The sequence below is a fragment of the Trichocoleus sp. FACHB-46 genome (assembly GCF_014695385.1).
Classification (GTDB): Bacteria; Cyanobacteriota; Cyanobacteriia; order FACHB-46; family FACHB-46; genus Trichocoleus.
In genome coordinates, this window is sequence record NZ_JACJOD010000013.1 from 397,058 (window position 1) to 419,916 (window position 22,859).

Annotated in this window: 20 protein-coding genes; 10 read left to right on the forward strand and 10 right to left on the reverse strand. The window is 48.3% G+C overall.

Features of this window, described 5'->3' with window-relative positions; genetic code table 11:
• Positions 1 to 239: 239 nt before the first annotated feature.
• Together H6F72_RS09460 and H6F72_RS09465 are read left to right on the forward strand one after the other, a co-directional pair.
• On the forward strand, positions 240 to 1,859 hold the full coding sequence (locus tag H6F72_RS09460) for a DUF3084 domain-containing protein (protein ID WP_190433970.1): 1,620 nt from the start codon (positions 240 to 242) through the stop codon (positions 1,857 to 1,859).
• Positions 1,860 to 1,940: 81 nt separating this feature from the next.
• Positions 1,941 to 2,384 carry a pre-16S rRNA-processing nuclease YqgF gene (locus tag H6F72_RS09465; protein ID WP_190433971.1) on the forward strand — a complete coding sequence of 148 codons (444 nt, stop codon included), beginning with the start codon at positions 1,941 to 1,943 and terminating at the stop codon, positions 2,382 to 2,384.
• A gap of 2 nt (positions 2,385 to 2,386) precedes the next feature.
• Here H6F72_RS09465 and H6F72_RS09470 read toward each other — a convergent pair whose 3' ends face one another.
• The 5 genes from H6F72_RS09470 to psbH all read right to left on the reverse strand — a co-directional run bounded on the left by H6F72_RS09470 (position 2,387) and on the right by psbH (position 4,528).
• Positions 2,387 to 2,650: a DUF3146 family protein gene (locus tag H6F72_RS09470; RefSeq protein ID WP_190433972.1), complete on the reverse strand. Its 264-nt coding sequence runs from the start codon at positions 2,648 to 2,650 to the stop codon at positions 2,387 to 2,389.
• 9 nt (positions 2,651 to 2,659) lie between these two features.
• Entirely contained in the window at positions 2,660 to 2,971 is a 312-nt protein-coding gene (locus H6F72_RS09475; RefSeq protein ID WP_190433973.1) for a hypothetical protein, read from the reverse strand.
• Between the two features lie 188 nt (positions 2,972 to 3,159).
• Positions 3,160 to 3,798, reverse strand: a complete 639-nt coding sequence (pth, locus tag H6F72_RS09480; RefSeq protein WP_190433975.1) for an aminoacyl-tRNA hydrolase — start codon at positions 3,796 to 3,798, stop codon at positions 3,160 to 3,162.
• Positions 3,799 to 3,851: 53 nt separating this feature from the next.
• The gene (locus H6F72_RS09485; RefSeq protein WP_190433977.1) at positions 3,852 to 4,172 is read right to left on the reverse strand and encodes a TatA/E family twin arginine-targeting protein translocase; all 321 of its coding nucleotides are present in this window, start codon (positions 4,170 to 4,172) and stop codon (positions 3,852 to 3,854) included.
• 152 nt (positions 4,173 to 4,324) lie between these two features.
• Positions 4,325 to 4,528 (reverse strand): photosystem II reaction center phosphoprotein PsbH, encoded by a 204-nt coding sequence (gene psbH / locus H6F72_RS09490; protein ID WP_190433979.1) that lies wholly within the window; start codon positions 4,526 to 4,528, stop codon positions 4,325 to 4,327.
• An 84-nt stretch (positions 4,529 to 4,612) separates the two neighbouring features.
• Here psbH and psbN point away from each other — a divergent pair, with 84 nt between their 5' ends.
• Entirely contained in the window at positions 4,613 to 4,744 is a 132-nt protein-coding gene (gene psbN, locus H6F72_RS09495; RefSeq protein WP_190433980.1) for a photosystem II reaction center protein PsbN, read from the forward strand.
• A 412-nt stretch (positions 4,745 to 5,156) separates the two neighbouring features.
• A complete protein-coding gene (locus H6F72_RS09500) occupies positions 5,157 to 6,173 on the forward strand; it encodes a tetratricopeptide repeat protein (RefSeq protein WP_190433982.1) in 1,017 nt (338 codons plus the stop codon).
• 9 nt (positions 6,174 to 6,182) lie between these two features.
• On the opposite strand, the gene H6F72_RS09505 is transcribed toward H6F72_RS09500, so the two are convergent.
• The 3 genes from H6F72_RS09505 to H6F72_RS09515 all read right to left on the reverse strand — a co-directional run bounded on the left by H6F72_RS09505 (position 6,183) and on the right by H6F72_RS09515 (position 9,176).
• Entirely contained in the window at positions 6,183 to 7,154 is a 972-nt protein-coding gene (locus H6F72_RS09505; RefSeq protein ID WP_190433985.1) for a DUF362 domain-containing protein, read from the reverse strand.
• Positions 7,155 to 7,291: 137 nt separating this feature from the next.
• Positions 7,292 to 7,594, reverse strand: a complete 303-nt coding sequence (locus H6F72_RS09510) for a hypothetical protein (protein ID WP_190433987.1) — start codon at positions 7,592 to 7,594, stop codon at positions 7,292 to 7,294.
• Positions 7,595 to 7,748: 154 nt separating this feature from the next.
• Positions 7,749 to 9,176, reverse strand: a complete 1,428-nt coding sequence (locus H6F72_RS09515) for an aspartate ammonia-lyase (protein WP_370527468.1) — start codon at positions 9,174 to 9,176, stop codon at positions 7,749 to 7,751.
• A gap of 279 nt (positions 9,177 to 9,455) precedes the next feature.
• Between H6F72_RS09515 and H6F72_RS09520 the strand changes: the two genes are divergently transcribed.
• The 5 genes from H6F72_RS09520 to H6F72_RS09540 all read left to right on the forward strand — a co-directional run bounded on the left by H6F72_RS09520 (position 9,456) and on the right by H6F72_RS09540 (position 16,690).
• Positions 9,456 to 10,172 (forward strand): methyl-accepting chemotaxis protein, encoded by a 717-nt coding sequence (locus tag H6F72_RS09520; protein ID WP_190433989.1) that lies wholly within the window; start codon positions 9,456 to 9,458, stop codon positions 10,170 to 10,172.
• A gap of 192 nt (positions 10,173 to 10,364) precedes the next feature.
• Positions 10,365 to 11,186: a tetratricopeptide repeat protein gene (locus H6F72_RS09525; RefSeq protein WP_190433991.1), complete on the forward strand. Its 822-nt coding sequence runs from the start codon at positions 10,365 to 10,367 to the stop codon at positions 11,184 to 11,186.
• A gap of 63 nt (positions 11,187 to 11,249) precedes the next feature.
• A complete protein-coding gene (locus H6F72_RS09530) occupies positions 11,250 to 12,056 on the forward strand; it encodes a tetratricopeptide repeat protein (RefSeq protein WP_190433993.1) in 807 nt (268 codons plus the stop codon).
• Between the two features lie 513 nt (positions 12,057 to 12,569).
• Positions 12,570 to 13,664, forward strand: coding sequence for a tetratricopeptide repeat protein (locus H6F72_RS09535; RefSeq protein WP_190433995.1), 1,095 nt, complete (start codon positions 12,570 to 12,572; stop codon positions 13,662 to 13,664).
• 602 nt (positions 13,665 to 14,266) lie between these two features.
• Positions 14,267 to 16,690 carry a sucrose synthase gene (locus tag H6F72_RS09540; protein ID WP_190433998.1) on the forward strand — a complete coding sequence of 808 codons (2,424 nt, stop codon included), beginning with the start codon at positions 14,267 to 14,269 and terminating at the stop codon, positions 16,688 to 16,690.
• Positions 16,691 to 16,774: 84 nt separating this feature from the next.
• On the opposite strand, the gene H6F72_RS09545 is transcribed toward H6F72_RS09540, so the two are convergent.
• Positions 16,775 to 17,929 (reverse strand): WD40 repeat domain-containing protein, encoded by a 1,155-nt coding sequence (locus tag H6F72_RS09545; protein ID WP_190434000.1) that lies wholly within the window; start codon positions 17,927 to 17,929, stop codon positions 16,775 to 16,777.
• A gap of 419 nt (positions 17,930 to 18,348) precedes the next feature.
• Complete coding sequence (gene cax / locus H6F72_RS09550) at positions 18,349 to 19,467, reverse strand: calcium/proton exchanger (protein WP_190434003.1); 1,119 nt, start codon at positions 19,465 to 19,467, stop codon at positions 18,349 to 18,351.
• Between the two features lie 618 nt (positions 19,468 to 20,085).
• On the opposite strand from cax, the gene H6F72_RS09555 reads away from it, so the two are divergent.
• Positions 20,086 to 22,827 (forward strand): DUF3536 domain-containing protein, encoded by a 2,742-nt coding sequence (locus tag H6F72_RS09555; RefSeq protein ID WP_190434005.1) that lies wholly within the window; start codon positions 20,086 to 20,088, stop codon positions 22,825 to 22,827.
• Positions 22,828 to 22,859: the final 32 nt, after the last annotated feature.

Here is a 22,859-nt window from a genome sequence, read left to right on the forward strand (position 1 = left end):
ATAACAAGCGCTTACAGCGACTTGAATACAGCTCTCTGGCCGAGGAAGGTGCTTCATGGCACTCCTGCGAGGAAACAAAGAGAGCCCTGATGCTCTCCTGACGCTGAGGCAAGGCAGCAACTTTTGCTATCTGGGTCTGCTTGTTGTCGTCCTACAGGTGTGATGGCACACAAAACTTCTGGGGCATGAGATAGGCTGTATCTGAGTTGGGTGTGAGCCAAATGGCTTCCTGAGGGTAGATGACCAGCGGGTACATCTTAATTGTGGCAATCTTGGTGTTGGGGGGTGTGATCGCAACGGTGGGCGATCGCATCGGTACGCGCGTAGGCAAGGCTCGCCTCAGCTTGTTTAACTTGCGTCCTCGCAAAACCGCGGTCTTGGTGACGATTGTCACGGGTGGCATCATTTCTGCTTCTACACTCGCCATTTTGTTTGCTGTGAGTGATCAACTCCGTACTGGCGTTTTTGAATTGGGCAAAATTCAGAAAAACCTCTCTAGGGCGCGAGAAGATTTAGCAAAGACGAGAGTTCAAAAAAACCAAGTTGAGCAAGAGCTGACCCAAGCTCGCGCGGAGCAAGTTTCGGCCCAACAACGGCTGGATCGGATTAATTTGTTTCTTAAGGCCGCGATCGCCAAGCAAGCGACGACAGAAGCACAGCTAAATCGTACGCAAACCCAGCTAGGTCGAGTCGAGGCCGAAAGAGCTCGCACCGAAGCTCAGCTCGATCAAACTCAGAGCCAACTGAGCCGCGCGGAAGCAGAAAAGGATCGGATTGAAGATGCCAAAGACCGCACCGAAGTAGAACTAAACCGAACTCAAACGCAACTAAGCACTGTTTCTCAGCAAGCAACGGGACTCCGCTCCGAGATCGACCGACTGGATAACGAGCGCCAAAACTTGATTAAAGAAACTAAAGATTTAGAGATTCAACAAGCCAATTTAGAGAAAGCTGTTCAAACCTTGCAGCGGTACTACCAGTACTATCAAGCGCAATATGAAACCCTACGCCAAGGCAACGTTGCTCTCTTCCGGGGACAAGTGTTGTCAGCAGGGGTCGTGCGGATCGTTTCTCCCACAGGCGCTCAGCAAGCAATAGACCAGTTACTGCGAGAAGCAAATCGTAACGCTATCAAGTTGACCCGTCCTGGTACTGGTCAAGTCAGCGAGCAGATTATTCAAATCACCAGACCGGAAGTAGAACAACTGGTTGACCAAATTGAAGATGGTCGCGATTACGTCATTAGAATTCTCTCAGCGGGTAACTATGTGCTAGGAGAAAAGAGCGTTCAGGTGGTGGCGAGCGCTACGCTCAACCAAGTCGCATTTCTTTCTGGTGATGTCATTGCTGCCGCTTCAGTTGATCCATCTACCCTAACTGAAGCCGACATTCAAAAGCGGATCGAACTGTTGCTAGCCGCCACGGAGTTTCGAGCCAGAGGTGCGGGGGTACTCACGGAAGGAGTACAGATCGCTGCAAATGGTCCTAGCGTCACGGCAATTTTGAGCTTTGCCGAGCAGTTGAAGCAGTATCGCCAGCCGCTCGATTTAAAGGTTGTAACCACGGGTGTGATCTACACAGCAGGCCCGCTGAAGGTGGAGTTGTTAGCGATTCAGAATGGCCAAGTGGTGCTGAGTACTAGTCGGGACATTCCTCGACCCAATCGTCCTCAACCCAACAGCAGTCCATCTCCTCAACCCAACAATGCCACTCCTAATCCAAACAATCCAAACAACAGCGTGACTCAAGAGGACGCTAATTTTGAGTTTCAACATTCAGACCCTTACCCTGGAAAAGCCCCTAATTCCAAGCCGTCAGATGTCTCTCCCAGCCCCTTCGTCAGTCCTGACGATTTGTAACGGCAGGTCGTTACAATAAAGCAGAGTGACGCTGACAAGTTGAGCTGTTTCCTCGTTCTGCTGGCAAATGATTAGAATTTCATGGTCTTAAATCCTCCCCCCAATCCTGATCAGCCGATCATCTTAGGCTTCGATCCTGGTCGCCACAAATGTGGTTTAGCTGCGATGGGAGTAGACCGGACGCTACATTACCACCAAGTTATTGCAGCGGATGAAGTGGTAGCTACGATTCAACAGCTCCAAAAACAGCTACCCATCTCAATCGTAGTGATGGGGGATCAAACGACTGCGAAAACTTGGAAACAAAAGCTAAGTGATGATTTACCTGATCCGCTCCGGGTCGTCTTGGTAGACGAGCGCTACAGCAGCTTAGAAGCTCGCGATCGCTACTGGAAGATGTACCCTCCCAAAGGCTTGTATCGTTTAATTCCTCAAGGGATGCGAACCCCACCGCGATCGCTCGATGATATTGTGGCAATTCTGTTGATTGAGCGTTACTTAGAACGCCTAGTCGCATCTGCTTAAGCTTAGAGCTGGGCGCGAATCGTGAATGAGTAGTCACCACCCGGTTCTAGTTGATAGTCACATTTCTCTAAAAAGCGCCCTAGAGGTTCTTGGATCAAAGCTCTACCGAGAGAAGGCTGCACTAATAAGCTGCCTTGCTTAAAACACCACTGAAACTGCCACTCAAATTGATTGGCTCTGACTTCCCCCTCAATTTTGCCCTGATTCCACGACTGATGCGTGATCCGGACATGAGCAATGGTTTCAGGTAGACGGTTAGCACTCACAGTCTCTACTTATCTCACTACAGGCTTACTAGCCAACTGGGCCTCCGCTTCCAGCACCCACAATACCAAACCTTTCGCTACCTGAGTAAAGACAACCGCATTACCTTTGGTAAGCAAACGTCCAGCCGCCTTTTGAGCTGTTTCCAGTGAGGGAAAAAACCGAACATAGCTATAAAAGCACCCTTGATAACAAATGGCGCTCATCGGATTAGGCATGTCAGGCAGCTGAATATGGCACCGTTTCACCAGCCTTTGATCTAAAATCGCCAGTGATGTAGCAGCGCTCTCAGCCATGAAGAGAGGGTCGGAACTATCCAGCATAAAGGCTTCTCCTGCAATGGTGGCAAAACCAAAGACCTGATTTGATCTGCCTTTGGTACGAATTGAACTAACCCCTATCTGAGGCTAGTTCGACTTAGTGGGGCCATCCAGTAAATGCCAATGTACCGGAGTTCAGTTCATTCAGCCAACAGTTAAAACACAGATTCAGCGCCTAATACAGGAGTCGTTTAAACTTTGGTACTTACAACAGAACGACCGTTGTAGAGGCTCATGGCTTTTTCAAAGCCTTGCTTGAGACTTAGTTCTACAGCGTCTACGGTCATCTCTAAAACTTGAGTGATGACTTGGGCCTCGGTAGGCGCAAATCGACCTAAGACGTGAGACACGGCATCTTGAGTAGCCGTATTTTCGTCCTTGGGACTACCAATGCCAATTCGCAAACGAGGGAAATTCTGGGTACCTAAGTGAGCGATCGCTGACTTCATCCCATTTTGTCCACCTGCTGATCCAGAAAGACGCAACCGGATTTTACCCACAGGCAAATCCATATCGTCATAGATCACTAGCACTGACTCTGGGGGCAACTTATACCAATCCAACACAGCTCGAATCGACTGTCCTGAAAGATTCATGTAAGTCAGCGGCTTGAGCAAGCGAATTTTATTGCCTTGAAGACCTGGCCCTTCGCCAAATACACCTTGGAACTTACGATTTTCCGATAGCGAAATGCGCCAGGTGCGGGCTAAAGCATCAATAGCAGCAAAACCAATATTATGGCGGGTTTGCTCGTACTTAGCGCCCGGATTTCCTAACCCGACAATTAATTGCGGCACCACCAGTTTGGGTGTCGAAGCAGGCTCTGTCATTGGCTTTCAATTACTAATCTACAGGCAGTAAATCTTGACGCTAACAACTCAGGCTAGCTCTTTGCGTCGTCTGGAGAAACTGCTGCCACGACCTCATCCGTCTCTACTTGAGCTGTAGTTTCGGTAACAGCAGGAGAGAGCACAGGCTGAGACGGAGGTTCCAGCTTGGCCTCCATTGGCTCAGTGACAATTTGCTCTAGTCGTTCGGCTTCTCGCTTAAATTCATTCTCAAACTCCTTAGAGGCGTCTTGAAAACCGCGAATCGCCTTTCCTAAACTCCGACCAATTTCTGGCAGCTTCTTTGGCCCAAAAATTAGCAGAGCCAAAACCATAATCAGCGCCATCTCCGGTAGGCCGATGCCAAAAATATTCACGCAAATTCCTCCTAGTCAAATCCCGGACGGCTCAGTTTCTCTCTGGAGCATTGCTCAGTTTGGCCTTCTCTCTAGTATAAAGCCAACAAAAAACCCGGTCGAAGCCGGGAACATCTAGATACTGAACTTTAAGCTCTAGGCATTCGCTAGCCTTAGCCGCCTAAGCTTCTCCAGTCCACATCGACGTTTTCAATCAACAGCGAGGAGTTGTAAACCTGCAAGATGATCAGCAAGAAGACAAAAAATAACAGCATAAAAACGCCCATCAATGGCGTGGTACCCCAGCCGGGCGCGACCTTACCATATTCAGAATTCAAAGGTTTGAGAACATCTCCCAACCAAGTGCGTTGAGCCATGGGTCACCTGTATGTGGATCTCGACAGAACTTTTTAATGCTTCGTAATATTATAGAGGGAGAGTCCTCATAATCGATCGAACCTATGGAACCCGCAACAGTTCTTAGCATTTCCGTTTGTGCCATTGTCATTGCCATTACAGGGCTTTCAATCTATACCTCTTTTGGTCCGCCTTCAAAGGAATTGAGCGATCCCTTTGAAGATCACGAAGACTAGAGTTTGTCGGAGGAGTCAGACAGGTGCTGAGTTCTCACTTAGGCCGAGTTGGAGCCAACTAGCCTGCCCTTGCAGGCTTACTTTTCAAGTTTTCTAAGATTCATTTACAAGACTACTTAATTTTTACTCATAGTTTTGAGTGCGCTTTATATTGGCAAGCGCTTCACACTTACAGGCTTCCTGTATTGCCCCACTGGCGATCGCGCTCTAAGTTATAAGTACAGAGAGGATTGCAATCTCAGGAGCCAAAAATTAGGGTTTTCAGTATAAATACTAGCGATTTGACAAACACTTAATGATCAAGCCTGAGGATGGTACTGAGTTCTAGGCTTCATCCGACGCGTTACGCTCTGAGTATAAGTTATGCTCCGGGTATAAATAGTGCTACTACTAACCAAGGCGCTAGATGCTAATGGGTGATCTTGTGAGAGATGATCAAGGAACTCTGACAGCAACCGAGTGGAATGAGGGGATTCAAACCATTGGAGATAACCCTCAACAGCTAGTTGCCAACAATTTACTCAGGCAAGGAGTTGAGCAGCTCCAGGTCAATCAGTCTGGTATAGCTTTGCAATTTTGCCACGAAGCTTTGACCCTCTACCAAGATTTGAAAGATCTAAGAGGGATCGGGCAAGCCCTAGGTAGCCTTAGCAATATTCATTACGACTTAGGCGAATATGGCAAAACGGTTGAGTATGCTCAGCAAAGGTTAGCGATCGCCCGTCAACTTCAAGACTGCCGCGCCGAAGGCCAAGCACTAGGCCATCTCGGTAATGCTTACCGCCACGTGAAAGATCACCCTAAAGCGATCGAATATTCTCAGCAAAGCTTACGAGTGGCTCAAGGAATTCAAGACCGTCGCGCCGAAGTGGCAGCTCTCAACAATTTAGGCTTGGCTTACAAGGCTTTAGGAGATTGCAGTAAAGCCATTGAATACCAGCAGCAAAGCTTGCAGATCGCACGAGACCTCCAAGATGGACAAATTGAGGGCCAAGTGTTGCGCAACTTGGGCAATGCCTACTACGCCCTTGGTGACTACAGGAAAGCCATCGCCTACTACGAACAACGCTTAGCGATCGCTCAAACCACGCAAGACCGGAAGGCTGAGGGACAAGTTTTAAGGAATCTTGGGAGTGCCTACTCTGCCTTAGAGAACTACCCTAAGGCGATCGAGTATCTGCAAAAGCGGCTGGCGCTCGTTCAAGCAGCCAAAGACCATCGGGGCGCAGAACAAGCGCTAGGTAGTTTGGGGGTTGCCCACGAATCCCTCGGCAACTACGCCAAAGCGGTGGAATATTATGAGCAACGCTTAGCGATCGCCAGACAACTCTGCGACTCTAAGGCAGAACGTCAAGCCCTTGGCAGCTTAAAAATCGCCTGCTATGCCTTGGGAGATTACGCGAAAGCGGTGGAGTATTCCATCAATTAGCGCTCAGATTTAGCGGCCAGCATACGCACTTATTGGCTCCTTGATGAAGCGAATATAGAAATGCCTAAACGTAGATTTGAGCACGCGAGGCATGGCAAAATCGATCGCCATCCTGCGAGTGGGTAGCTGCCAATCTAGAATCTTGAGGTCTTCGGGTCGCAAATGCGGAAACTGCATATCGGCTGGCTCCACGTTTAACCCTAGCCGCTGCGCTGCTGCTGTAATGGGCACTGTCGCTGGATCAACAGTGAGGATCTCCAGCAAGGCGCGATCGAGGGCGAAGACATTGGTAGAAGCTCCAATCACACCCAGATGTCGAGGTTCACCACCACTAGGGCCGTTGCCTTCGTGACCAATAATGCCATCGACGATCGTGAGGTCAGGGGCGATCGCTCGTGCCGTCTCGACCAACATTTCACCAAAGCGCTGACTATCTTTGCCTGCTTCCATGTGCCACCAAGCTTTCATTTTGCCGGGGACACAGCCAAACAGATTCTTGACTGCGAGTGTCAAAGTCAGTTGGACGTGGGATTTCACCTTTGGCAGGTTAATCACCACGTCCGCATCCATCACTTCCTTAGACAGCAACAAATGATTGAAGTTTTCGCTCACGGTTTCGTACCGTTTGCCACTAAATTCCACAATGGGTAGATTCAGTTCTTCAATCAAGGGCAAATAGCCATTAGCTACTGCGACTCCTCTGGCACTACCAAAGGCAGGGCTATCTCCTAAAAATGGCTGACCGCCCGCCGCTTGAACCATTTGAGCGACACAGTAAACCAATTCAGCGCGAGTAATACATTCTTTGCCAGGACGCGCACCCGTCAGTAAGTTTGGCTTCAGCAGGACGCGATCGCCCGGTTTGACAAAGGCGCTCATTCCGCCCAAAGGCTCTAGTAGTTGCTCCAAACTGGCTCGAAGTTGACTCAGTTCGTAAGAGTCAGCTCGCAGCAAGCTCACACAAGGTTGTAATGATGTCATAGTCAAGCGGAATGATGGGTGAAACAGAGATGAATCGAGAAGCAGCCAGGGCCTGCGGATGCTAGCCTCTATCAGTTGCGATTAAAGGCATAGAACCTACCTAAAATTCAGCCCTGTTGCATCTGGGAAGTCAATCTCTATCGAGGCCGATTTAGGGCGGTCACCCACTGAGCTTCTGAGAGCACTCCTTCTCCTTCTAGCGAGGTGATCGGTGGCTTCATCTCAATCTTCACCACCTGGCTGGCATTAATGAAGAGAGTTTCGTCTGGGAGTTTGACAACCCACCACCCTTCACTCAGAAACCGCCGAATTTCTTGTCGAATGTCTTGTCGTGTCACTCCAGGCTCAGTCAAGTGATGAATGTTGAATGAGTCTGACTGACCGTTCAAGTAGTGAAAGGTAATGTAAGTCGGGGTTGGCTCGGATTCCTGGCTATACATAAGCCCTCTTACTAGTGTTTGCAATCCAGAAATGATTCATCTTAAGTTGAACCGCTCAGAGATGGGAATTTCTGTACCTTTTCTTTGAAAATTGCGGGCATTTTCAACCCCAACGCTCCAAGTCTCTAAGCTAGTTTGGCAGAGGCGATCGCCTTTAAGTCGCAGTTTGGGGCTTGGTCATGATGCTCATTTGCTCTAGGTCGAGCACTTTAGCCAAGTCTTCAGCGCTCATCAACCCTTGTTCAAGCACAATCTGACGCAATGACTTCCCGGTTTCTAGGGATTCTTTGGCCACGGCAGCGGCGTTGAGATAGCCAATGTGAGGATTCAGAGCGGTCACTAAAGCGAGACTGCCCTCAGCGTAATAGGCACAGCGATCGCGATTGGCAGTAATCCCATTGATGCACCGTTCGGTCAAGGCTGCCAACGTGTTGCCTAGAATTTCGATGCTTTGGATCAGGTTATAAGCAATCAACGGCATCATCACGTTGAGTTCCAGTTGTCCTGCTTGAGCAGCTAGCGCGATCGCTGAGTCGTAGCCCATCACCTGAAAACAGACCATTGAGGTCATTTCGGCCATCACCGGATTGTACTTTCCAGGCATGATCGAGGAACCTGGCTGCACCGGAGGCAATTGAATTTCCTTGAGGCCAGTTTTGGGGCCAGAGTCCATCAAGCGCAAGTCGTGAGAGATTTTGACGCAATCTTGAGCCAAATTCCGCAGTGCTCCCGAAACATTCACAAACGGGGCCATGCTTTGCATTGCGGCCATCAAGTGAGGTGCAGGACGCAGCGGTTGATCGAGCAACTGGGACAAAATTTGGGCTACGCGATCGCAATACTGGGGATGCGTATTCAGTCCAGTACCCGCAGCGCTGCCGCCCAAACCTAATACCATTAGATCCTGCGAGGCGGTTTCTAGACGAGTTAAATGATCGCTGAGGATCTGCGCCCAAGCTCGGAAATTTTCACCCAAGCGCACCGGAACCGCATCTTGTAAGTGGGTGCGACCCGATCGCACAATATCTTGGAACTCCTCGGCTTTAGTATCCAGTGCCGCGATCGCCCCAGACAATGCAGGATACAGAGTGTGCTCTAGCGCCAGCAATCCACCAATCCGAATAGCAGTGGGGATGACATCATTGGTTGATTGGCCATAGTTGACGTGGTCGTTAGGGTTGACCCGCTTATAATTGCCTTTCTCGTCACCCAACAACTCCAAGGCACGATTCGCCAAGACTTCGTTCACGTTCATGTGGTGCGAGGTGCCTGCGCCTGCTTGATACACATCCACCACAAACTGATCGCGCAACTTCCCAGACAGCACTTCATCGGCTGCTTGCACAATTGCTTGAGCGACCTCTGGCGTAATGCAACCTAGCTCACCATTGGCGATCGCGGTTGCCTTTTTAATCAGTACGCAAGCATCAACATAAGTTGGTAAGGGTTTGAGACCACTAATGGGAAAGTTCTCGATCGCTCGTAGAGTCTGAATTCCATAATAAGTTTCTGCTGGAATCTGTCGCTCTCCCATCGAGTCCCGCTCAATCCGGAAAGACATATTCCCTAGTGCATTCATCATGACTCCCCCATTCAATCCTGGTGTAAGCAGCGGCCAAAGCTTAAAATCCGCAAAATGCCTGAGACAGTTGAGACATTTGTCTGATTAGTTTATCTGTCTCCGCCTGCACTATAGAAGTACCCAAGCTGTATCTAAAATTTCAGGCTCAATCAGGTGTGAGCTTTAGGCCCGATCTGGAGTTATGGGCCTGGTGCCAAAGCACCTACCTGTAATCTCTAGAAGGCTACAGACAGAGCCGATTTGATAGGACTGGATAGGTTTGGCAAAGAACTGCGGAGCATGATTATTCAAATGGTAAGAACAGCAGAGCAAATTAATCCTGCCGCAGGCGAGCACGAATCTGCCACTCATCAGCTCACTCAGGTTGCAACGAGACAGACCGCAGAGCTTGCTCAAACCCTTAATGCTGGGGAACGAATCACACAATCTGTTCAAGCAGTAGCCGTCAACGCTCAGCAAGCTACCGAAATTGCAACGTTGACTGGGCTGCAAGGAACAGCCATAGATAAAACTGTCAAGCGTCTCCTCAAACTGCGCGAAACGGTGGCTTGTACAGCGAAGAAAGTGCAGCAACTTGATGAGTCTTCTCAGAAAATCTCGCAAGTCGTTTCGTTGATTCACCAAATTGCTCTACAAACCTCCTCATTGAGCATCAACCCTACTTTGGAGACAGCACCGCCTCAAGTTGGGGGTCTGGAACTGCATCCTGCATCAATAGAACTGGACATGGAGTTAATGAACTTAATGAAGGGTATCCAGATGGAAGATGCCCAGCGCAGCAGCATAGAACAGATTTTGGAGGCATCTCACCAGGTTGACCAATTAATGCAAACGATTGCTAAAGCAACGCTCTCTCATGCTCAAACGGCTCAAACAGTTGCTCAATTGCTCCAAGCGATCGCCTTCGCCCCAAAACCTCACCCTGAAACAGCTCAGATCGCTTCGAGCTCCCTTCCTGCATTCTCTAGCCCTATGAATTGTTGGCAGAACCTGTAAATACACGCAGTGAGCCTGAAAGCTCTAAGCAAGGTATAAGTTCTGTTGGATACTCATATAAGTTGGGTAGCTTAAGCTTATAAGCCCCATCACTAAACTGATATAACCTAGGCTAAATTTGAAGTCTAGCTTTCGGTCACCAGCAAATATTCTTATGATTAAGGCAGGCTCTACCTCATGCTGCGGTGCAATATGAGTCCAGATCAAGACTCTCGTGCCTGGTATAACCACGGAAACACCCTCTATGGGTTAGGCCGCTATGAAGGGGCCATCACTAGATATGACCGAGTGCTAGAGAAGCAACCGGATGATTTTGAGGCTTGGAGTTATCGCGGGTATGCTTTGTCCCACTTGCGGCGTTATGTAGATGCGATCGCTAGTTTTAGCCAAGCCATTGCTCTGCAACCAGATTTTGTCCTGGCTTGGCATGGCAAAGGCATTGCTCAAGCTCAAAGTCATCAATATGAGGGCGCGATCGAGAGCTTTACTAAAGCTTTAGAGCTAGAACCAGAAGATCCGAAAGCTTGGTATAACCACGGCAATGCTTTAGTGCGCCTGCGCCGACATGCCGAAGCCATCCTCAGCTTTGATCGCACGCTACATCTCAAGCCTGATTACTACAGAGCTTGGTATCACCGAGGAACCGCTTTAGCCGAGCTGACTTTTTATGAAGATGCGATTAGCAATTTCGACCGGGCTCTCATGATTAAAGCGAATTGCTACTACGCTTGGAATTACCGGGGTATTGCCTTAGCGAAATTAAAACGTTACAGCGAAGCGATTGATAGCTTTGACCAATCACTCGCGGCGAAGTCGCATAATCCAGGAGCTTGGTACAGCATGGCCCGCTGTTACATTGCCCAGGAAAATCTCAATCAAGCGTTTAAATGTTTACAGAAGGCAATTGAGCAAAGCCCGAATGTATACCGAACAATGGCTAAGATAGACGCTTGTTTTAAGCCAATCCGCCAAAGTCTAGACTTCCAAATTTTAGTGTTAGGAAGAAATAATTAATCCGGAAGGGATAATGTTATACAGGAATTGACTCAGTAATGTTTTAATTCCAATCTCGGTGATATGGACCAGAGTCAAGGGTCTCAGACTTGGTATAGTCAAGGGCATGTTTTGAGTGAACTCGGACGCTATGAAGGCGCGATCGATCGATACGATCGCGTGTTGGAGCTAAAACCAGACAATTATCAGGCTTGGTGCGATCGCGGCTATGCCTTAGAACATTTAGAGCGCTACGAAGAAGCACTTGTAAGTTTTGAGCGAGCTATTTCCTTAGCTCCTAAATTTGCCCCAGCCTGGCATGGCAAAGGCATTTCCCTAGGTAGACTGAACCGTTACGAAGAAGCGGTGGTTTGCTTCGATCGCATTATTAAATGGAGTCGCGATGACTACCGAGCTTGGTATAATAAAGGCAATGCTCTCAGTCATCTTTGCCAATATAAAGAAGCGATCGCGGCTTTTGACAAAGTTTTAGAATTTAAGCCTGACAAGTACCAGGCCTGGTACAAGCGCGGTGTAGCGTTGGCATATCTAGGGCGCTACTCGGATGCACTCACCAGCCTTGAAAATGCCGTGACGATCAAACCCCGTTGTCACTATGCTTGGAACTACCGGGGCATTGTGCTAATCAAGCTAGAACGTTGCCAAGAGGCTCTAGCTAGCTTCGAGCACTCTCTAAACAGTGAATCCTCCAATCCAAATGCCTGGTATGGCAAAGCCTGTTGCTACGCTTTGTTAGGGGATGTAGAGTTAACTATCAACAATCTGTATCGAGCTTTTGACCTTAGCCCCAACCTGCATCGACTGATGGCTAAAACAGAGCCCATTTTTAACGAGATGCAGCAATATGCGGAGTATCAAGCGCTATTTTGAGACTCGCGAGTTTGTAGCACGAGCTGCTGATCAGTTATTTGAGCAGGCTAGGCTCAGCAATGAGTCAGAATTCTTTGCTGGCCAATTCTAGTTATCGGCTCTAGTTATCGGCCAGATTATTCAACTTTCAGGTTGCTTAGTTTAAAGAAGTGTTTTATTGGTTAGCTTTAAGTACTTTTTTAGATCCAAAACTCAACTCTTGCTAAGTTTTCCTGTTAAAGCAGTCACTCAGCGACTATAGCAGTCTTAAAATGATTTATAAAATTGGTGGGCTGTGAGAGGCACACCCCATGTGGAATCGCGATCGCTACATAAATTAATGTATTTGTGACAGTCAAAGCAGTGACCTAAGGCAGAGACAGTAGTCTCCAGGTTTACTTATACTGGTAAAGACGTAAAAGCCCTAGCAAGTTTTGCTTCTGTCAGGATTAACTTCCTTTGATAGAAATTTGTCCCATCTGAGCCTTACTGCCCTATTAGCATTCAGCTCAGATTTACTGAATAATTCAAGCCATGCTTGACACAGGTCAACTTCCCCTCAGTGGCGAACCTCTACTCTGGTTTCAGCAGGGTCTTCTCTCTGCAACCCAAAAAGAGTACGAGCAAGCGGTTGCGAGTTATGACTGCGTTCTTAGAGTCAGACCAGATTGCTTTGATGTCTGGTATGAACGTGGTTTGGCATTAGAAAACTTAGGTACTTACAACGACGCGATCGCCAGTTACGATAGAGCACTACAACTGCAGCCCCCCAAAGATGTAGCTTGCGTAATCTGGCAAAATCGCGGCGATGCCCAGCAATATGGTTTGGGGCAGTATGCCGACGCGATTGCCAGCTATGACCGAGCGTTACAAGTTAATTCAGAACATTACCAAGCTTGGCAAAATCGCGGCAATGCTCTCTTATATGGGTTCAACCAATATGCCGAGGCGATCGCCAGCTATGACCGAGCGTTACAGCTCAAACCAGATTATTACTTAGCTTGGCGCAATCGAGGCAATGCTTTGATTGAACTTACTAGATATAGTGAGGCGATTGCCAGCTATGATCGAGCGCTAGAAATTGAACCTAACGACCAAGCGGCTAGTTATGGTCGTAGCTGTGCTCTGGAGCGATCGGGTCTAGCTTACAAGCAACCAACTACCAATCCTGTTTGGTATGGGCGGGGCTATTCAGAGTTAAACCCCTTAGATGAAGCTGCGATCGAAGCAAATGAAACATCCGTTTTTATTGCTCATCCAGGCACTAACCATACCCAGCAGCAACCAATTTTTGTCCTAGAAGATGAGCAGGGAACGAGAGAAATCACTCTTGAGAAATCTTCCTACTCCATCGGTCGCGACCCCAAAAGTGATATTTGCCTACACTCGCAGTTTGTGTCTCGGCAACATGCAACTTTGCTCAAGATTCTTCGAGATGACGGTACCTATATTTACCAGATTGTAGATGGTGCCTTAGGGGGTAAGCGCAGCACAAATGGTCTAATGATTAACGGTCGTAAGCATCGAGCGTGGGATTTAGCTCATGACGATGTTGTAGTATTCGGACCTCAAGTCCGAGCTTTGTACTTTACTTCACCCCAACCACCACTGGATTCTAGTCCGGATTAATACTTGCAGGCGGCTGTTCTTCGTGGTTTCTTTATCAGAATTCCACCCTTTTATTAGTAGCTTTACGGATCAAACCAGCAATCTGTGAGATGTTGGACTTACGCAACCAGAGCCTGAACTTGCCCAATTCACCGCTCTTCATCCTGGTAGGTCACCTTTCAGTTCAGGGTCGCTGTAATACTTCAGGCGACGACTCGCCTAGTCCTCAATCGTTTTGAATTCGAACTTTAGAGGGAGGGTGGTTTATTCGCTCGAGAGTTACAAAGCAAGGCGTGCCGCCTTATTTTTGGTCTAGGCGCAGGGTTCATCTCTCATAGCAAAGGTAGCCACCCAAAAAAACACTAATCTCAGAATCGATTCTGGGTGACTCCTGCAAGACACTTCTTGTAGGGTTCTACTGCCAGGGTTGAGAACTAAACCTAATTAGGACTTGGTTGAGTCGTAACATCAGCTATCTGTTTTGCTGATCAAGGGATGTGCTGCCGCTAATGCGAAGCTGAAGACCCTCAAGCTTTCTCAGACAACATCTAGCTAAAAATTACTTCAGAAAAACATCAATACATATTTATTGACACTGATACAAGTGAGTAAAGGGAGTTGACATGTCAGAACTGATTCAGGCCGTTCTAGACAACAATGAGAAGACGGATCTGCGCCAATTTCTTAGAGACCTACGCCAGCAAGAGCAGCGCTACCTATTACGCAACGAGATTTTGAATGCATTTTCGGCTTATTGTAGCCATCATGAAAAACCTGAACAGTTTTGCCATGGTTCTCATCTCGGTAAGCTGATTGCTTACACGCAAGAAATTATTTTGGATGAGGGGAGCTTCTGCTTCATTGTTCGTCCCAAAATTGCCAGCCAAGAAGTTTTTCGCCTCTCTGAAGATGACCTCACCGTTGATGTGATGACGGTACAAGAGTTGTTAGATATTCGTGACCTCTTGGTTAATCGCTTCCATCCCAACGAAGGGGATGTCTTAGAGCTAGATTTCCAACCTTTTTACGACTACTCGCCAAGCATTCGCGATCCCAAGAATATTGGTAAAGGCGTTCAGTTTCTCAACCGCTTTCTATCCAGTAAGTTGTTTCAAGACCCACAGGAATGGTTAGAAGCGCTATTTAAGTTTTTGAGTCTCCACCGTCACAACGGAACCCAGCTCTTAATTAATGAACGCATCAAAAGTCAGGGTGAGCTTTCTTCCCAGGTCAAAAAGGCTCTGCAATTTGTCAGTGGGCGTCCAGATACGGCTGCGTACGAAACCTTTCGCTTTGATTTTCAATCAATGGGTTTTGAACCCGGTTGGGGGAACACAGTGGGTCGGGTTAAGGAGACCCTAGAGCTTTTAGACGAACTAGTTGATTCCCCAGACCACCAAACTTTGGAAGCTTTCATCTCTCGGATTCCAATGGTGTTCCGGGTGGTTTTAGTGTCTCCTCACGGTTGGTTTGGTCAAGAAGGCGTATTGGGACGACCAGACACAGGCGGTCAAGTTGTCTACGTGCTCGACCAAGCCAAGAGTTTAGAGAAGCAACTCCAAGAGGATTTGTGTCTGGCTGGATTGGATGTGACAAAGGTAAAACCTAAGGTCATTATTCTCAGTCGGTTAATCCCCAATAGTGATGGCACTCGTTGTAATCAGCGCTTAGAAAAAGTCCACGGTACGGATAATGCTTGGATTTTGCGAGTTCCTTTCCGGGATTTCAATCCAAATCTGACCCAAAGCTGGATTTCCCGCTTTGAAATCTGGCCTTATTTGGAAACCTACGCGATCGATTCTGAGAGAGAGCTTCTGGCAGAGTTTGAAGGCCGACCTGACTTGATTGTGGGCAACTATTCAGACGGCAATTTAGTGGCCTTTTTGTTAGCCCGTCGTCTGAAAGTCACGCAGTGTAATGTTGCCCATGCTTTAGAGAAGTCAAAGTACCTGTTCAGCAACCTCTACTGGCAAGATTCCGAGGAGCAATACCACTTCTCGCTCCAGTTCACGGCAGACTTGATTGCTATGAACGCTGCGAATTTCATTATCAGCAGCACTTACCAGGAAATTGTAGGGACACCTGACAGCATTGGTCAGTATGAGTCTTACAAGTGCTTTACCATGCCAGAGCTTTACCATGTGGTGAATGGTGTGGAGCTGTTCAGCCCTAAGTTTAATGTGGTTCCGCCAGGAGTAAATGAAGCGGTTTACTTCCCCTATACCCGCAGCGAAGATCGCTTACCTGACGATCGCGATCGCTTAGAGGATTTGCTTTTCACGCTGGATGACCCAGAGCAGGTCTATGGAAAGCTTGATGATCCAAGCAAACAGCCTTTGTTTTCCATGGCGAGACTCGATCGCATTAAAAACTTGACTGGGTTAGCCGAGTGTTTTGGTCGCAGTCCAGAACTACAGGAGCGCTGCAATCTGATTTTGGTGGCAGGTAAGTTGCGGGTAGAGGATACAGCAGATCGCGAAGAAGCTAGCGAGATGGAAAAGCTCTATCGCATCATTGATGAATACAATCTTCACGGCAAGATTCGTTGGTTGGGGGTGCGTTTGCCCAAGACTGACTCCGGTGAAATTTATCGCGTCATCGCGGATCACCAAGGCATTTTTGTGCAACCAGCGCTGTTTGAAGCATTCGGCTTGACGATTCTAGAAGCCATGATTTCTGGTATACCCACGTTTGCCACTCAGTTTGGTGGACCCTTAGAAATTATTCAGGATCGGGTGAATGGCTTCTACATCAACCCGACAAAACTGGACGAAATGGCTGAGAAGATTCTGGAGTTTGTTTCTAAGTGCGAGCAAAATCCTGATTACTGGCAAGAAATCTCTAGCCGAGGGGTAGAGCGGGTTTACAGTACTTACACTTGGAGAATCCATACCACGCGCTTGTTGTCGCTGGCTAAGATTTATGGCTTCTGGAATTACACTTCTCAGGAAGACCGAGAAGATATGCTCCGCTACTTGGAGTCTTTGTTCTACCTACTCTTTAAACCCAGAGCTAAGCAATTGTTAGAACAGCACATGCATCGTTAAGCGGTTTAACTGAACTCAAGGTTTTTAACGGTAAGCGATCGCCTCCTATTTACGTTGCAGGAGGCGATCGCTTTGTTTTGCCGCTTATTTAGTACAGCTCCAGATTTTGATACTGCCGTCGGTACAACCGCTGGCTAAAGAACAACCATCCAGGCTAAAGCTAACTGTACTCACCCATTTGGCATGACCAGGCAGTAGACGGCTCCAAGACTTACCGAAGGTTCGAAGTAATCTGCCAGTTAGAGGACACCAAAGCTTCACCGTTTCATCGGCACTACCACTAGCTACGGTTTGTCCATCAGGGCTAAAGGCAACAGATAGAACATCACCTGCGTGTCCATTCAGAATTATTTGCAGTTCACCACTGGCCCAGTTCCACAGCCTGATTGTTTTATCCTCACTAGCACTGGCCAAGATAGAACCGTCCGGGCTGAAGGCAAGAGAAGTAACTCGATGGGAATGACCGACTAACGTACTTGAGAGTTCGCCTGTCTTAAGATCCCAAAGCTTGATAGTTTGGTCATAGCTACAACTCGCCAAAACTTGGCCTTGGGGATCGAACGCGACGCCACTGACTGTATCCGTATGCCCCAAGAAAGTTTGCTGCCACGTGCCTGTAGAGAGATCCCAGAGTTTAACGCTATTGTCATAGCTGCCGCTAGCTGCTATTTGGCCATCGGGAGCGATCGCGACAGTCTTAACTCCAGCCGTATGGTCTCTTAGGGTATGTAATAGAGTCCTGGTTCGTAGATCCCAAACTTTAATGGCGTCCTCATCAGCACTACTACTCACTAAGTAGGGATGGACTTCTTGGGCAGTTTCTAGCTGGTCATCTGGAGCGGTGCCAATACTGGCTAGCTTAGCGTTTATAGCTATAGAGCTAACAGCGATGGAACTGACAGAACCAATATGACTCGGAAAGCTATTAAGAAGTTTTCGGGTTTGTCGGTGCCACACTTTAATGGTGTGACCAGGTTGCCCACCCCAGGCAGAATGACCACAAATTAAGGTCTGTCCATCTGCACTAAAAGCAACGGATGACACCAAGGCTGGATAGACCGAGAAGGTGGACTGGAGCTGAGCCTGTTGCCAAGCTGAACCTACTTGGTTCCCAACCACTGAGCCATTGCCTTTTAGGGCATCCAGAACGGCTTGGGTCATTCCTGACTTTAGTTTTGAAGCAGTCCAAGCCGTTAAATCTACCAGACCACTCTTTTGAGAAATTTGCTTACCAGTCATTCAGGCTCGTTACTCCAATGAGTCAAGGGTGAGGAAGACAGACTTTCAAAGAAATGCCCTGAGCCACTCACTAGTCAGAAGTAGATTGGGTGCCTGAACAATGAGTATCCGGTTTTACTCAGCGATCGCATTTGAGCGCTCAGCTAAGATTTACACGCTTCAGAGCTTTTTCAAAGGTTCAGCCAGGTTCTTATCAGAAACACACCTGGCAAACTATATGTATGTTTCCCAACAAATTAGTAAAATCTGCTACCTAAATTTTTTACTACTGACTTAATAAAGTACTAAGCAACTCAGTGTCAGACTCATGACTTTGTCCTTGTGAGACATTGCTCTTAAAAATTAGGAGGCAAAGACATTAAGTTGCGTCTTTACCTCCAGAAATAGATTGAGAAGCTATAGCTCGTCTTGTAATTTCGCTAGATCAGACCCTCGACTACAGGGTGAAAGTAAAAAGCAAATCCTAGGACTAAGTAAGCAGCTAGGAGCAAAGTCCCTTCTAGCCAATTAGAGCGACCATCCGAACTAATCGAGTTGGCAATTAGAACAGCAACGGCAACGGCAACTAGCTCAAAAGGATTGAAGTTTAGGTCCATCGGCTGGTCCATCAGCCATCCTGCTAAAACCAACACCGGAGCCACAAATAAAGCAATTTGCAAGCTAGAACCGACCGCCACTGATACCGAAAGATCCATTTTGTTTTTCATGGCCACGGTCACAGCCGTTGCATGTTCTGCGGCATTACCGACAATGGGTAATAAAATCACTCCTGTAAAGAGGGAAGTCAACCCCAGGCGAGTTGTAGCGACTTCTAGAGTGTCCACTAGCAACTCTGATTCCACAGCAACGAGAAGCGTGGCACCTAACAAGACTCCGATCCACAAGGGTAAATTGACTTTATGCTCAGAGCCATCCGGGGCCAAGTTTGCCTCGGCAAGTTCTTCGGGGGCCAGTTCTGCCAGTCCTACATCGTAGAGATAGGTGTGGGTCCGCATGGAGAACAAGAGAGTCAGGCCATAAACCACGATTAAAACTAGAGCTACAGCGATCGATAGCTTCTGAATAGTGATGGGGCTGATCCCGGTTGAGGTGACATTCACTGCGGTGGGTAGCAGCAGAGCAATCACGGCCAGGTTCATCGAAGACGCGTTTACCCGCGCCACAATAGGTTGAAATTCCTGCTCTTTGTAACGCAACCCACCCAGCAGCATCGAGAGGCCCATCACGAGGAGTAAGTTGCCAATGATCGACCCCGTAATGCTGGCTTTGACAACATCAATCAATCCTGCTCGCAAGGCGACTAAAGCAATAATCAGTTCGGTAGCATTGCCAAAGGTAGCATTGAGCAACCCACCCAAAGAAGGCCCAGCCACAACCGCAATTTCTTCGGTAGCGGTGCCCATCCAAGCGGCTAGGGGTAGAATTGCTAACCCAGCGGTGATAAAAACCACTAGCGATCCCCAGTCCAACAAATGAGCGGCGATCGAAATGGGCACAAAGATCAGTAATCCAGTAAAAACTATGTCTTTAATTGTCATTAAGGTTGAACGCTATAGATTTGCAGTTAGGTGAACGAATCCCGACTCTAGAATACCCAACACCGCACCGGGTGCTAATTTCGGCTCACTATCTTCCCAAAAGCCACTATTCCAAGCCCAAATTAAGTAACAAAACCTTGCTTTTGGTGTTTTACGCGCAATTCTTGTTGTGAATCCTTAACTGACTGTTAAATTTATCTGGCCTTTACGGTTCAATCGGGCTATGTTACCCAGCAATGTTTTGCTAGCTTTCGCGCCTTGCATCGCCGTCTGGTCTTTGATCCCCGAAAAGCCTAATTCTCAAGGCTCAGTTTCAGGACGCTTAGATTGTGCTTTTAGTCAGATTGTTTAGTCGTTTACTCTTAGATAGAGTGCTACCTGAATCTTCAAACAGCCTTGGTGCGATCGCAGCTTACCTGTCGTTCTCTGTGCGTTACCTTCTCCAGAAACCACTGGTCAAGCCAAGCTGACGCCCATTAATTATTCCTTTCACATCTCACAAGATCACATCTCACAAGGCTTGTTGCTATTGCTAACTCCTGCCATAACACCGTGGTTCCGTGGTGGCTAGGTAAGTTATTTCTGTCTCGCTCCCTTCTTTATTTGGATAGACCTAAGATGACTTCACACTCCGATGCTTTCACCTCAGAGCATGAGGAATCTGGGCTGATAGATTTAGCTGAGTTCTCACCATCTCGTAAGGGTGAAGCCACCCATTCTGGCTCCATCACTACTCAGGTGTCTCCTGGAAATGATCCCCTGCAAACGGCATTGGGAGTCTACGTGACAGTCCATGGTCATTTTTACCAGCCGCCCAGAGAAAATCCTTACCTAGATGCGATCGAGCGGCAACCTAGTGCAGGGCCGTTTCACGACTGGAATGAGCGGATTCATCATGAATGCTACCGTCCCAATGCCTTTGCCAGAGTGCTAAATGACCAAGGTGAAGTAACTGGGATCATTAACAACTACGAGTATTTGAGTTTTAACATTGGCCCCACGTTGATGAACTGGATAGAGCGTCATGACGTGGAGGTGTATCAACGGATTGTGGAAGCAGACCGCAAAAGTTGCGATCGCCTGAATGGTCACGGCAATGCGATTGCTCAGGTCTATAACCACATCATCATGCCCTTGGCGAATGAGCGAGACAAATACACCCAAATTCGGTGGGGCAAAGCAGATTTTCGTTCTCACTTCGGTCGTGATCCCGAAGGCATGTGGCTGGCAGAAGCAGCAGTAGATTACCCAACTGTTGAGGCTTTGATTGCCGAAGGGATTCGCTTCATTGTGTTGGCTCCTTCCCAAGCAGAACGTTGCCGCCCCTTCCCGCGTGAACATCAACCGCACCCACAATGGCATGAAGTGGGAGGCGGTCAGATTGATCCCACCCGTCCCTATCGCTGCTTCTTACCGGGGGGCAATCCCAATTACGATTACATCGACATCTTCTTTTACGACGGTCCCATCTCACGGGATATGGGCTTTAGTGATGTCCTCTACAACTCCAATCATTTTGTGGGGCGGATTGGTCAAGCCGTACGCGGGGATCAACGGCCTGCTCAAGTCCTTTCGGTTGCGACCGATGGCGAAACCTTCGGCCACCACAAAGGCGGCACAGAGAAAACCCTGGCCTATGCCTTCCTGAAAGAATTCGCAAATCGTGGTTGGACTGTCACTAACTTTGCTCACTACCTCAGTATTAATCCCCCGACTTGGGAAGTAGAACTCAAGCCTGTGACTGCTTGGAGCTGTGCCCACGGGGTCGATCGCTGGCAAGACGACTGTGGCTGTGGTGGTGAAGGCGGGGTTTGGCACCAGAAATGGCGGCGACCTTTGCGAGATGCTTTGGATTGGCTGCGGGAGCAGTTAATCAAGGTCTACGAGGACAGCGGCAAAAAGTTTTTCCGTGACCCCTGGCTTGCCAGAGATGAATACATTCAGGTGATGCGCGATCGCAGTGCCAGCAATATTGAGCGCTTCATGATCCGCCATCGCACCCGCAAGCTAAGCGCTGCCGACCAAGTGGATGCCCTGCGCCTGTTAGAAATGCAGCGTCATGCTCTTCTGATGTATACCAGTTGCGGCTGGTTTTTTGAAGAGTTGTCCCGACCGGAAGGAGTGCAAATTCTTCGCTATGCGGCACGGGCACTAGAGTTGGCAGGTGACGTGGCAGGCGTGCAGTTAGAGAAGGGATTTATCAAGCGCTTAGGCACAGCGCCTAGCAATATTGAATATTTCCGGCATGGATCTGGGGTGTACCGCCATTTGGTGACAACTGCGCAAATTACGCTAGAGCAGGTGGCAGCCCACTATGCCATTAGTTCTTTATTCACCACTTACCCCTCAGAGCACCGAGTTTACTGCTACACCGCTCATCAACTCGACTACCAATTGCAGCGCATGGGATCGCTGACTTTGGCCGTTGGGCAGGTACAGCTCGTTTCTGAAATCACATGGGAAAGCACTCACCTGACCTTTGCGGTGCTGCATCTAGGCGGATGGGACTTCCACTGCTGCATTCAAAACTTTTCGGGACGGCGGGACTACAGTCGACTCAAAGACAGTTTGTTCGGCGCTTTAAAGCAGGCCAGCGCTGCCCAGACTATTTTGGCGATGAATCGCATTTTTGGGGATCAGTCCTACAACTTACAGAACCTGTTTGAGGAAGAACGCCACCGGATTATGCAGTTGCTGACCCAAGAAACTCTGCTCCGTCTGGATCAGCTCTACACGCAGGTTTACCGAGATAACTACGGCGTATTGATGGCCTTCCATCGAGACAAATTGCAGGTACCGCAAGAATTGCAAGTTGCCGCAGAGATTGCCTTGACGAACCGAGCGATCGCCGCCTTGCAAGCTCTAGAGCAGGAAATGAGCGATCCTACGACTGCACCACCCCCTTGCCTCGGCCACATCGCTGAGCTAGAAGCGATCGCGACTGAAGCGAACCATTTGCACTGCCACTTGAACCTGACCGCAGGCAAAGAAATTCTGGAGCGCTTAATCTTGCGATCGCTCTGGAGTATGCTGCACAACTTCACTCCAGAAGCGATCGCAGATGAGATGAAGCAACTACAACGCTTGCTAACAACTGGGAAGCAACTGAAACTGGCCCTCTCAATTGACCGGGCTCAAGAGCTTTATTTCTCATTTTTGCAAAGTCACATTTTGCCTGTCTGTGTCGATTTACTACAGCGACAGGCTCAGGGGCAGAGCGGAGATAAACTTCAGTTCCATCTCAAAGATTCTGCAACCCCTATTAACTTAAATGGCCTACAGCAACTACTCCAACTCGGCCCCGTTCTACTGGTAGATACCAGCGATTGGCTAGTTCAGTTAGCAGCCATAGTTAGTTAATTACTGGTTGGCAAGCTGAGGGCAAAACTATG